General features: G+C 61.8%; 12 protein-coding genes. 11 read left to right on the top strand and 1 reads right to left on the bottom strand.

Annotated features, from left to right (window positions below; genetic code table 11):
* Nucleotides 1-41: 41 nt before the first annotated feature.
* From JO965_RS10555 to JO965_RS10525, 7 genes are all read left to right on the top strand, one after another.
* Nucleotides 42-329 (top strand): hypothetical protein, encoded by a 288-nt coding sequence (locus JO965_RS10555; protein ID WP_203443579.1) that lies wholly within the window; start codon nt 42-44, stop codon nt 327-329.
* Nucleotides 330-386: 57 nt separating this feature from the next.
* A complete protein-coding gene (locus JO965_RS10550; protein ID WP_203443578.1) occupies nt 387-692 on the top strand; it encodes a hypothetical protein in 306 nt (101 codons plus the stop codon).
* A gap of 42 nt (nt 693-734) precedes the next feature.
* On the top strand, nt 735-1,007 hold the full coding sequence (locus tag JO965_RS10545) for a hypothetical protein (RefSeq protein ID WP_203443577.1): 273 nt from the start codon (nt 735-737) through the stop codon (nt 1,005-1,007).
* Between the two features lie 111 nt (nt 1,008-1,118).
* Nucleotides 1,119-2,555, top strand: coding sequence for an efflux RND transporter periplasmic adaptor subunit (locus tag JO965_RS10540; protein ID WP_203443576.1), 1,437 nt, complete (start codon nt 1,119-1,121; stop codon nt 2,553-2,555).
* A gap of 13 nt (nt 2,556-2,568) precedes the next feature.
* Nucleotides 2,569-3,300 (top strand): ABC transporter ATP-binding protein, encoded by a 732-nt coding sequence (locus JO965_RS10535; RefSeq protein WP_246776806.1) that lies wholly within the window; start codon nt 2,569-2,571, stop codon nt 3,298-3,300.
* A 55-nt stretch (nt 3,301-3,355) separates the two neighbouring features.
* The gene (locus tag JO965_RS10530; RefSeq protein WP_246776805.1) at nt 3,356-4,516 is read left to right on the top strand and encodes an ABC transporter permease; all 1,161 of its coding nucleotides are present in this window, start codon (nt 3,356-3,358) and stop codon (nt 4,514-4,516) included.
* A gap of 251 nt (nt 4,517-4,767) precedes the next feature.
* Nucleotides 4,768-5,037: a hypothetical protein gene (locus JO965_RS10525; protein ID WP_203443574.1), complete on the top strand. Its 270-nt coding sequence runs from the start codon at nt 4,768-4,770 to the stop codon at nt 5,035-5,037.
* A 14-nt stretch (nt 5,038-5,051) separates the two neighbouring features.
* Here JO965_RS10525 and JO965_RS10520 read toward each other — a convergent pair whose 3' ends face one another.
* Nucleotides 5,052-5,306: a hypothetical protein gene (locus JO965_RS10520; protein WP_203443573.1), complete on the bottom strand. Its 255-nt coding sequence runs from the start codon at nt 5,304-5,306 to the stop codon at nt 5,052-5,054.
* Between the two features lie 273 nt (nt 5,307-5,579).
* Between JO965_RS10520 and JO965_RS10515 the strand changes: the two genes are divergently transcribed.
* From JO965_RS10515 to JO965_RS10500, 4 genes are all read left to right on the top strand, one after another.
* The gene (locus JO965_RS10515) at nt 5,580-6,305 is read left to right on the top strand and encodes a Crp/Fnr family transcriptional regulator (protein WP_203443572.1); all 726 of its coding nucleotides are present in this window, start codon (nt 5,580-5,582) and stop codon (nt 6,303-6,305) included.
* Between the two features lie 88 nt (nt 6,306-6,393).
* Nucleotides 6,394-7,218, top strand: coding sequence for an IS5 family transposase (locus JO965_RS10510; RefSeq protein WP_203443571.1), 825 nt, complete (start codon nt 6,394-6,396; stop codon nt 7,216-7,218).
* Between the two features lie 724 nt (nt 7,219-7,942).
* Entirely contained in the window at nt 7,943-9,265 is a 1,323-nt protein-coding gene (locus JO965_RS10505; protein ID WP_246776804.1) for an HlyD family secretion protein, read from the top strand.
* Nucleotides 9,262-11,850 (top strand): peptidase domain-containing ABC transporter, encoded by a 2,589-nt coding sequence (locus JO965_RS10500; RefSeq protein WP_246776803.1) that lies wholly within the window; start codon nt 9,262-9,264, stop codon nt 11,848-11,850. Before JO965_RS10505 ends, JO965_RS10500 begins: the two co-directional genes overlap by 4 nt.
* The last annotated feature ends 227 nt before the right edge of the window (nt 11,851-12,077 follow it).

The following is a 12,077-nucleotide window of genomic DNA, read 5'->3' as shown; positions in this document are numbered from 1 at the left end:
CGGCCAGCATGCACATCTTTTGCTTCTAGAAGGAGGCAGTCATGACGCGTGTTCTTACGCTCGCTATCCTTGCATCCGCAGCCGCGTTTGCCATGGCCCCTATGTCTGCATGGGCGCAATCCCCCTCCCAGCGGGAGTGCGAGGCCGCAGGCGGCACCTTCACCAAATCAGGCGGGCAGGTGGAGTGTGTCATCGTTGAGGAAGGCAAGAACCCGAAGTTCACCGAGACGGAGACCACGACCGGCCAGGGCAACATCAGCAACAAGCAGGAGCAGGACACCGAGTGCGGCGGCACGGGCAGCAACAAGTGCCCGCCCGGGCAGTTCTAGGCACCGCCTCGGCTCATATGACCATTTGTGACCATTTGCTTCTGATGGGAGGCAATCATGACGCGTGTTCTTTCACTAGCCATTCTCGCATCCGCGGCCGCGTTTGCTATCGCGCCACCTGGCGCATGGGCACAATCCCCCTCCCAGCGGGAGTGTGAGGCGGCAGGCGGCACCTTCACCAAATCAGGCGGGCAGGTGGAGTGTATCATCGTCGAGGAAGAAGAAGGCAAGAATCCGAAGTTCACCGAGACGACGACCACGACGACGACCGGCCAGGGGAACATCAGCAACAAGCAGGAGCAGGATCAGGACACCGACTGCGGCGGCACAGGCAGCAACAAGTGCCCGCCCGGGCAGTTCTAGGCCCCAGTTCATGTGACCTTTCGCTTCGAACAGGAGGCAGTCATGCCGCGCATTCTTTCGTTCGCCATCCTTGCATCCACGGCCGCATTCGCGATTGCGCCCCCTGCCGCATGGGCGGTCTCGCCGTCCCAGGAACAATGCGAGGCGCAGGGTGGTGAGTTCGACCGTGTGAACGGCGAGGTGATCTGCACTGAAGAAGGCAAGAATCCGAAATTCACCTCGGCGACCAGTGGCCAGGGGAATATCGACAACAAGACGAGCGGTCCAGTTTGCGATGGGACGGGCAGCGACAAGTGCCCGCCCGGCCAGTTCTAGGCGCCCTGCGGTCCCTCGAAACCGAGCCGGAGGCGGCGACGCCCCCGGCTCCCGTGATCATGGCCCGGCACCCTCTTGCGGGGTGCCGGGCATAGCCATGGGACAACCGCCATGACACGGATCTTCCTGCTTGCGGTCCTCATCGTGGCCGGGGTGCTGTTGCCCGCGCGCGACTTGGTCCCGGAGGGCGCCATGCCGTCCGTCCTGTCGGGCATGCGAGGCTCCATGCCGCCCGCTCCAGGCGGTCGGGAGCTGTCGGCCTACCGAACGGTCCCAACGGAAAGAGGTGATCTCATCTCCGCCGTTACCGCCGGCGGTACCCTCAATGCCGTCGTGCTCGTGGAGGTCGGGTCGCAGGTCTCGGGCCAAGTCAGCGAACTCTTCGTCGACTTCAATTCCGCCGTCACCCAGGGCCAGGTGATCGCGCGGATCAGCCCGGAAATCTACGAGGCCCGGATGGCTCAGGCACAGGCGGAGCTCAAGACGGTTCGGGCCGGCCTGCCGGTCCACCAGGCCGAGGTGGAGCGGGTCCGCGCCGAACTGGACAATGCCAAGTCGGCCCTGGCGGTCGCAAAGGCGCAGACCGTACGGGCAGAACTGGCGGCGGACGACGCCAAGCGCGACCTCGACCGCAAGCAGTCGCTGGCGGAGCGCGCGATCGTCTCGGCCAGCGACTGGGAGCGCGTCCAGAGCGCGCATCGCTCGGCCCAGGCCCAGCTCGCGGCCTCGCGGGCCCAGGAGCTTTCACAGGCCTCGGCGATCCGTGCCGCTGAAGCGGCAGCCAGGATGGCCGAGGCTCAACTCGTCGCGGCAGCAGTCCAGGTGACGCAGAAGGAAGCGATCCTGCGCCAAGCCCAGATCGACCTCGAGAGGACCTTCATCCGTGCTCCCGTCACAGGCACCGTGGTCAACCGCAGCGTCAACCGCGGGCAGACCGTGGCGGCCAGCCTGCAAGCCCCGACCCTGTTCACGATCGCGCAGGACCTGCGGCAGATGCAGGTCGAGGCCTCGGTGGTGGAGGCTGACGTCAGCCGGTTTGCCATCGGGCAGCCCGTCACTTTCACGGTGGACGCCCATCCGGGCCGGTCGTTCACCGGAACCGTCCAGCAGATCCGCAAGGCTCCCCAGACCGTGCAGAACGTGGTTACCTACACGGCGGTGATCGCGACGGAAAACCCCGACGAAGCCCTCCTGCCCGGGATGACGGCCAATCTCCAGGTCGTCGTCGGCCGGAAGACGGACGTGTTGAAGGTGCCCAACACGGCGCTGCGGTACCGGCCGCCGGAATCCGCCCCCGAAACCATGGCGCAGGGAGCGGTCGCGAGCCCGGCTGGGGCTGCGCCCCATCAGCCGGGCACGCCCGGTCAGGTTTTCGTCCTCGGACCGGAGGGGCAGCCGACCCCGGTGCCGCTGCGCCTCGGGATCAGCGACGGCCGCATGACGGAGGTGCTGGCCGGCGACTTGGACGTCGGCCAGGCCGTCGTGGTGGGGCGGGCCTCGGCGAGCCCCGCCGCCGCGTCGCCCCTTGCCACCTTCCGGCTTTGGTAGGAGACCTGCGGCCGTGACGCTGATCCGCACGGAAGCACTGCGCCACAGCTACCGGATCGGGGGTGACCTCGTCTGGGCCCTCGACGGGGTCAGCCTCGCGATCGAGAAGGGGGAGTTCGTCGCCGTCGTGGGGCCGTCGGGCTCCGGCAAGTCGACCCTGATGAACCTGATCGGTTGCCTCGACACCCCGAGCCAGGGCCGCTACTGGCTCGACGGCATCGAGGTCACTGGCCTCGCACGCCGGGCGCTTGCCGCGATCCGCAACAGGAAGCTGGGGTTTGTGTTCCAGTCCTTCAGCCTGCTGCCGCGGATCACCGCGCTCGAGAATGTCGAGTTGCCGCTTCTCTACGCCCGCGTGCCGGCCACCGAGCGGCGCCGCCGCTGCCTGGCTCTTCTCGGCGAGGTCGGCCTCGCGCACCGGATCCGGCACACGCCCGCCGAGTTGTCGGGCGGACAGCAGCAGCGCGTCGCGATCGCGCGCGCCCTGGTCAACGACCCCATGATCCTGCTGGCGGATGAGCCGACCGGGGCCCTCGACACCCAGACCGGTCGCGACATCATGGCGATTCTCGGGCGTCTCCGGAGCGAACGTGACCTCACCGTCGTTCTGGTTACGCATGACGCGGAGATCGCCGCCTATGCCGACCGCGTGGTGACCGTCCGCGACGGGCGGGTCGTCTCGGACGAGCGTCGGTGTCCCGATCCCTGTTTACCAGGCGCGAGCGCGGACCATGTTGGGGGCTAGCATCAGGACGGCCCTACGATCCCTGCGCGCCCATCGGCTGCGCAGTGCGCTGACGATGCTCGGGATCATCATCGGGGTTGCCGCCTTCGTCGTGATGGTGGCGGTCGGCAGCGGCGCGCGCGAGCACGTCGCGGCCCAGATCCGCAGCCTGGGGGCCAACCTGATCGGCATCAGCCCGGGCAGCCTGACGATGCGCAGCGTGCGGCTCGGCCGCGGGGCCTCGCCCCGCCTCAACGAGGACGACGCACGGGCCATCGCGGCGGAGGTGCCCAACGTCGTGGCGGTTGCGCCGGTGCTGTACAGCCGGGCCCAGCTCACGAGCGGCGCATCCAACTGGATGGCGCCGATCCATGGCGTCACGCCCGACTTCCTTGCCGTCCGCGAGTGGGGTGTCGTGGAAGGGCGGGAGATGACCCTCGACGACAACGCCCGCTCGGCCATGGTCGTGCTGCTGGGGGCCACCATCCGCGAGAAGCTATTCGGCGAGGCCGATCCGGTCGGCACCATCGTTCGCCTGCGGGGCGTGCCGTTCACGGTGATCGGTGTCCTCGACCGCAAGGGGCAGAGCGTCTGGGGCGATGACCAGGACGACGTCGCGCTCGTCCCCCTGACGACGGCCCGCCACCAGCTTGTCGGGATGAACCGCGCCAGCCCGCGGTTGGTCCACGGCATCTCGGTCAAGTACGCCGAGGGCGGATCGGCCGCCGAGATCATGCCGGCGATCGGCGACCTCCTGCGCCAGCGTCACCGCCTCCCGCCCGGACAGGACGAGACCTTCATCATCCGCAATCTCGCCGAGGTGGCAGGCATCGAGCAGACCGCCACGCGGACCCTGTCGGGGCTGCTCGCCGCGGTCGCGGCCGTCTCCCTCGTCGTCGGCGGGATCGGCATCATGAACATCATGCTGGTCTCGGTCACCGAGCGCACCCGCGAGATCGGGCTCCGGCTCGCGGTCGGCGCGCAGGACAGAGACATCCTGGCCCAGTTCCTGATCGAAGCAGTGACATTGGCGGCCCTGGGCGGCCTGCTCGGGGCGCTGGTCGGCATTGCCAGCTCCGTGGCGGTCGCCATGACGGTGGGGTGGTCCGTTCTCATCGACGTGAGCACTCTGGCCGTCGCGATCGCGTTCGCGGGAATGGTGGGGGTGTGCTTCGGGTTCTATCCTGCCTGGCGGGCCGCGCACCTGGATCCGATCGTTGCGTTGCGCTCCGAATAAGGAGCCCGATCCAAAACCCGCGGGTGGTGACTGGACTGCGGGCGGTCAATGACCGCGCATGGGGTCTCGCGCCCGCCAGAAAGATGCAGTGGGGGAAGGCCAGGGAAACGCCACCGCAGTCACCCAAGGAGCGCTGCGCGACGGCGAAGAGTCGGGTGGTGACGCGTCGTCTCGCGCTGAGCTTCATGGACTGCGTAAGGGCACGTCGCGGGCAGCAATCGGTCTCCGTAATTCGCAATGGGTGCACGACCATGTCCCGTTACTATTTCGACATCTGCGAGGGGCTGGGATTTCGCCCTGATGATGCCGGCGAGGAGTTCGAGGACTTGGACACTGCCAAGAGCCATGCGGTGCACCTTGCAGGAGAGATCGCCAAGGACATGCCGCTGGCGCCCTCGAACCATGTCGTCATCGTTGAGGTCTGCAACGAACACAGGGAGCGGGTGATCACGGTGACCGTCGCGCTCTGGATCGAGCGGACGCAGATCGAGGGTCAGTCGGTGAATCCTTGGGGTGCGTAATACGCGGAATCTCTTTATGGAACAGGGGGAGCCTCGGGCTCTGGTCCTTCCTGGCGCGCGATTTCATCCAGGATGAGCTGACGATGCCTGCGCCATTGCTCCAGGGCTTGCATGTAGTTCCAGAGCAGCTTCGTAGCCTCCCCTGTCTCTTGCCTCTTCAGGGTCATCCGCCTGATGAGGTTGATCTGCTGGGCGACTCGCCGCTCGGCCTCGGCAATGTCGGCATCGATTTTGGCGAGGTTCTCGCGCTCTTTCCAGTCATTGGGCATGGATGGATCATGCACCGGGTGTACGCCCAGATGATGGAAATTCCGGGTAAACGCGACCTCACGCGCGTGAGCAAAGTTATTTTCTTGAGATCAGATAATTGTCCTGACAGCTGTCAGATAGTTTTAACCTTGCGACCAGTTCCACGGCCGTATTGTTCGGGACGATGTATCCAGGATCCAAGGTTTCACCGCGCTTCATTCGCTCCATTCTGCTCGCACCAAGGCAGTTGAAGCGATTGCCATAGCGCAATGATATCGGAGGAATGCATAGCCATGCCCTATAGGTTCGAATATCCTTATAAGGGCGCAAATCGTCTCCTCGAAAGACTCGATCTCAATATTCAGCAAACGGTAGGATCTCACTTGGAGACCATGGATCTTCCCTTGGGCAAGATCCTGTATGAGGCTGGAGACACCATTGAGTTTGTATATTTTCCACACAATGCAGTCCTGTCACTGCTAGCAGTTCTGTCGGATGGCAGCACGGTGGAGATGGCCACGATAGGCCGTGAAGGGATGGTGGGACTTGTCGAGGCGCTCGGCGATGGAGTTTCTCAAGGACGCTGCATCATTCAGGTCGGCGGGAAAGTCTCACGCATGAGGACGGAGCAATTGCGGCAGCAAATCGAGAGCAACGCACCCGTTCGCAAGATTATATTCTGCTATCTTCATTTTCTATTCAATCAAATTCTACAAATAGGAGTCTGCAGCGCCGCTCACTCTGTAGAGTCCCGTTGCTGCCGAATGATCCTGACGATGCGCGACCACATCGATCGCGACGAACTTCCTCTCACACATGAATTTCTTGCTCAAATGCTTGGAGCTCATCGCCCTGCGATCAGCATGGTTGCTCGTCGTCTGCAAGGTGCAGGACTTATTAAGCAGGGTCGCGGAACAATTACTGTTACCGATAGTGCTCATCTCGAAGAATTGGCATGTGAATGCCACAATATCATCCGCTCCAATTTCGAGAGGCTTCTTCCCTACACGAATGATTAAGCATGGCTTAGAGGCTGACTGAAAAAGGTTGAGTGGCCTCAAGCCGCTGTGATTCCGTCGGATTTGCAAAGATTCGATGGAGGTCACGATGGTTTGGACCGAGGCCACTCGCCGACAGTATCGGCGGGATGGACTGCGCTATGCAAGCAATCTCACAGATGCCGAATGGGCGCTGGTCGAGCCGTTCATGCCCGCCGCCCGGCGGATCGGGCGTCCGCGTATGACCTGCCTGCGGGCCGTGGCCGATGCCATTCTCTATCTCGCCTCGACCGGGTGCCAATGGCGCCAGCTGCCAAAGGAGTTTCCGCCCTATTCGACCGTGCAAGGATACTTCTATGCCTGGTCACGCGACGGCACCTTTCAGCGGATCAACCATGCTCTCGTGGCCGCCTCGCGCGAGAGGGCCGGCCGCGAGGCGAGCCCCTCGGCCGGCGTGATCGACAGCCAGTCCGTGAAGACCACCGAAGCCGGCGGCCCGCGCGGCTTTGATGCCGGCAAGAAGATCAAGGGCCGCAAGCGCCACATCATCACCGACACGCAGGGCCATCTGGTCGGGTTAAGGGTTCATCCCGCCGAGATCCAGGACCGGGACGGAGCCGTAGAGGTGCTGACGTCCGTCCGCACCCTCTATCCGTGGCTGCGCCATGTCTTTGCCGATGGCGGCTACGCGGGCGACAAGTTGCGCGACGACATCGCCGCTCTCGGGCACTGGACGATCGAGATCATCAAACGCTCGGATGCGGTCAAAGGCTTTGCGGTCCTCAAGCGCCGCTGGGTCGTGGAGCGAACCTTCGGTTGGCTTGGACGCTGCCGCCGCCTGGCCAAGGACTTCGAAGCCTCTATTGAAAGTGCGGTGGCATGGGTCTTCATCGCCCATATCCGGATGCTGACCAGACGGCTCGCAAGGACCTGAAAGACCACATGTCTTTTTGAGTCAGCCTCTTAGGCATCAAAGATGATCTGGCGCCTATGATGGATTTTGAGCGATTCATTTTGAAGAATGTTGATTTGCAGGCGCTGTACTCTGCTCCCGAATATTTGGGATTATTCCCCTTAAGAGATAACAGGAGAGTACATTTCCGAACAGACACAAGGTTTTGATACACTGATATTCGATGGCGACGCCAAGCCAAAAAGCACAACCTAAAGGCTGCAACGTCCCAAGTGCGTCGCGTTATAAATCAAAATGTTTTCTGCCTTTTCAATGAAACATAGAGGAACTTACCATGCGCGAACTTAACAGTGACGAGCTGGTCCACGTCTCTGGTGGCACCCTTGTTATTTGTCCGCCGTCCCCATGCTACCCGAAGCCTCCCTGCCCACCGAAGCAGGACGCCTATGGCAATCCGGGCAATAAGAAGGAAGTAGGGAACGCTATCAACGTCCTAGATCCAGACAAGTTTGTGGAGAATACGGATCCTAACGGCATTGGCACGCGTGGTGCTAGCAACTGATCAGGCATCTTCTCCGCACTTTTTGTCCTTTCGGATAAATAGAAGCTGAAGCGGCCCAGTATTAATTGCCGTGATAAGCAGAGCGCCGGCGGGAATCTCTGCCGACGCTCTCAAAATTACTGCATAGACAAGGCCGGGTGGCATGCCTTGTGCGGTCATTGTGAGCGGAGGAGGGTGGCGGTTGTGAGCCATGCCATTAACAAGGTCTCCATCGCTGAGCGCAACGCTCCTCCTTTACAGCCGTTGTTTCGCCCTGAGGTGATGGTTGAGCACCAGTCGCAGTGGCTCGGAACCGTGCTGCTGGAGCCGAAGATCACCCACTGGATGTTTGCATCGCTGGCCTTGCTGGCCACTGCCGCCGTTCTCGGCATGCTGTTCTTCACCTCCTACACCCGCAAGGCTCACATCAATGGCTGGCTGGTGCCTCAACAAGGTTTGGTGCGGGTCTTCGCACCACAAGCAGGCGTGATCACCCAAGTGCATGTGAAGGAAGGCATGGAGGTCAAAAAGGGTATACCCCTTCTGGCTGTATCCACCGAAATGCAGAGCGAGGCGTTCGGCGGGACGCGGAAGGAGATCGTCGACCGCTTGACGAAGCGCCGCAACAGCATGGCTGAGGAGAGAATCACACAGGAACAATTCTTCTCTCAACAAGCTGCAGACTTGGTTCGGCGCATCGCCGCGCTTGAGGACGAACAGAAACATCTGACCAAGGAAATCGACCTGCAGCAGACGCAATTGAAACTCAATGAGCAAATTGAGGAGCGGATGCGGGCTCTGCGCACACGGGACATCGTTACCGAACCGCGCCGGGAAGAGGCCGAGCGAGAGCGGATCCAACAGGCCGCAAGGCTACAGGGCTTAGAACGAACCCAGGCAACACTGCGGCGTGAGCACCTTCTGATGAAGGCGTCCTTACGTGAGATTCCGCTCCGGCGTCTCACCCAGCTTGCCGAGATCGACCGCAATGTCGCGGCGCTGGAGCAGGAACTGGCCGAGGCCGAGGCACGCCGGGAGATCGTGATCATGGCACCTCAAGATGGCACTGTCACAGGGCTGCAGATCGAGAGGGGCGGCGGCGTCCAGCCGAGCGTGCCCCTCATGAATATCGTGCCGTCTGGCGCCACCTTACAGGCGCAGCTTTTCAGCCCAAGCCGCGCGATTGGGTTCCTCCGCGAAGGGCAGCGGGTGCTCTTGCGCTACGAGGCATTTCCCTATCAGAAGTTCGGGTTTCACGAGGGCGTGGTGATCTCCGTCTCCCGCTCCGCAGTCAGTCCGGCCGAGATGACCCAGCAGCTCGCCGGCCTTTCCGCTCTCTATGGCGCCAATGAACCGGTCTACCGGATCACCGTCGATCTAAAGCAGCAGACCCTCGTCGCCTACGGAAATCCAATGCCGCTGCAGCCGGGCATGAAGCTTGAGGCCGATGTGCTGCTGGAGAGCCGCCGTCTAGTCGAATGGATGCTTGAGCCCTTGTTCAGCATCAGCGGGAAGTGGACCGGATGAGCGCCGTCGAACGCCTAGACCTTGGCTGGGGGCGCCGCACCCCAATGATCCTGCAGACGGAGGCGTCCGAATGCGGCCTCGCCAGTCTGGCCATGATCGCAAGCTACTTCGGGTACGAATCCGACCTTGCAGACCTGCGCCGGCGCTACGGTTTTTCCCTGAAAGGGGCGACGCTTAAGGATCTCGTCCGCATTGCCGATCAGATCGGTTTCGCGACGCGGCCTCTGCGCCTTGAGATCGAGGAGCTGCCGCAGCTCCGGATGCCCTGCATCCTGCATTGGGACCTTAACCACTTCGTGGTTCTGGTCAGCATCGGGCGCTCCAGTGTCGTTATTCATGATCCGGCCTTTGGACTGCGCCACATGAAGCAGACTGAGGTCTCGCGCCACTTCACGGGCGTGGCGCTTGAACTTTATCCAACCGACCGCTTCGAACCAGCCGCTACACCGCCCCGCGTGCGGTTTCAGCGGTTGCTCGGCCGGATGGTCGGCGTCAGGCGAGCTCTGTCTCACCAGCTGTCCCTCGCGCTCGCCATCGAAGTCTTCGCGATGACTGGTCCTCTGTTCATGGGCTGGGTTGTCGATCATGCCCTGGTCACCGCCGATCACGATCTTCTGTTCACGCTGGTGCTTGGCTTCCTTCTCCTGCTCGTGCTGCAGACATCGATCGCGGCCATGAGGAGCTGGATGCTGATGGGTCTCGGCGCCACTCTGAAAGTTCAGTCGCGCGCCAATCTCTTCTCACATCTCATCAGCCTTCCGGCATCGTTCTTCGAGGCGCGCCACCTTGGCGATGTGACATCCCGCTTTTCCTCTCAGGAGACAATCCTGAGCGCAATTACGACGGAACTCGTTGAAGCCCTCATGGACGGACTCATGACGGGCATCACCCTGGCGATCATGCTGATCATTGCCCCCAACATGACCGGCATCGTCGTGGCAGCGGCGATTCTGTATGCCATCCTGCGCTGGGCGTCCTACGCTCCCCTGCGCCAAGCCTCCATGGAAGCAATTGTCTGGAAGGCGAGGCTCGACACCCACTTTCTGGAGACCTTACGTGGCATCCGCACGATCAAGCTGTTCAACGGCCAGGAGGATCGACGCGCGCGCTGGCTTAATCTTCTGATCGAGGCCACCAACCGACAGCTCACCACCGAGAAGCTCGCCTTTCTGTTCCAGATCGGCAACAAGCTGCTCATGGGACTGCTCAAGCTCCTAATCATCTGGCTCGGTGCCAGACAGGTGCTGGACAATACCCTCTCGATCGGCCTTTTGCTCGCCTTCATTGCCTACAAGGACCAGTTCATCGGTCGTGTGACCGTTCTCATCGATAGGGCTGTGGATCTGAAGATGCTGCGGCTGCATGCGGAGCGCTTGGCGGATATTGCGCTAGCGGAGCCCGAAACGCGCACATCCCTCATGCCCGCGCCCGGAGGGCACCTGCCACCAACTATCGAGCTGCGGAATGTCAGCTTTCGCTATAGCGAACAGGACCCCTGGGTGCTCGATAACGTCAATCTGCAGATTGAAGCCGAGCAATCTGTGGCCATTACTGGACCTTCGGGAGGGGGCAAGTCGACGCTCTTGAAGCTGCTCGCCGGACTGATCCAGCCGACTTACGGTGAGGTCCTGATTGACGGCGAGCCGCTCGCTCGCATCGGCCTCGAAAACTACCGCGCTAGGGTTGGCGTGGTCATGCAGGACGACCAGCTCTTCGCAGGCTCTATTGCCGATAACATCTGCTTCTTCTCTGCTCAGCCAGACAGAGAGCGCATTGTTCTATGTGCCCAGCAGGCCGCCATTCACAATGAAATCATGGCCATGCCAATGGGCTATGAGACGTTGATCGGCGACATGGGAACTGTCCTGTCCGGCGGTCAGAAGCAGCGGGTCGTAATTGCCCGCGCTCTCTACCGGCAGCCAAGCATCCTCCTACTCGATGAGGCAACGAGCCACTTGGACGTGGAGCGGGAGAAGCTGGTGAACATGGCTTTCGGAGCCATCCGAGTCACACGCATAGTGATCGCCCACAGACCGGAGACGATCCGCATGTCCGGCCGCGTGGTTGGTCTTGAGCAAGGCAAAATTTTCGAAGCCGGCGATGTGGAGCGGAAGAAGCGCATTACGATAGATGACTACAGGCCTATTGCTCCGAACGTGCGTTTCAGCTCGGAGGAGAATCGAGGCGGCAGGGCAAAACTAGAGGTATCCAAAGGTAAAGCGCCGCACCGAGGGAAACTTCGCTCATCGCGCCGGGACCGCTCGCGCCGTGAGCACAGTGCCCCCAAAAGCCATGTCGTTCCCGAGATGCTCTCCGTTCTCTCTGATATTGCGTGCGAGATCCAGCTGCCCAAAGCGACGCTCGAAATGCCTTCCCCATGTAAGGTCAGTAGCCCGCGAAGTGCGGATAATGCGGACGAGATCGGGCAACAGACTCCTTGTGTGCCGGCAAGACAGGACCCTCCCCTGGAGGCGGATCGATCACCTGCCCATACAGCGCCCCTCCGACCGAAGCAGCGAGAGGTCTGGGGACGGGCCGCACTGGCAGTCTCCGCCTACCTACTGATGGCATCGACCTGCATCTGAGGTCCTCTGCGCGTCAGGGTCAGTGTTTAAGAATGGCCGTATAAAGGTCCGTTTCACCCTCCTCTTGCAGACGTATGGCTAACGTCATCCCCATGCCATTACCTGACCTTCGTGTCAGAAGCTTATAGAGCCGATGTTTTGTTGGCTCAATTGGCCAACGCATTGCGAGCGTGATTTAAAGATTTTCGCAGGTGGCGCGGCTCAGACGCTCAGGTTGCTTGCACGTT

The organism is Microvirga sp. VF16 (assembly GCF_016864375.1).
Classification (GTDB): Bacteria; Pseudomonadota; Alphaproteobacteria; order Rhizobiales; family Beijerinckiaceae; genus Microvirga.
The sequence above is the reverse complement of the archived record's forward strand: the minus strand, read 5'-3'. Positions and strand labels throughout refer to the sequence as shown.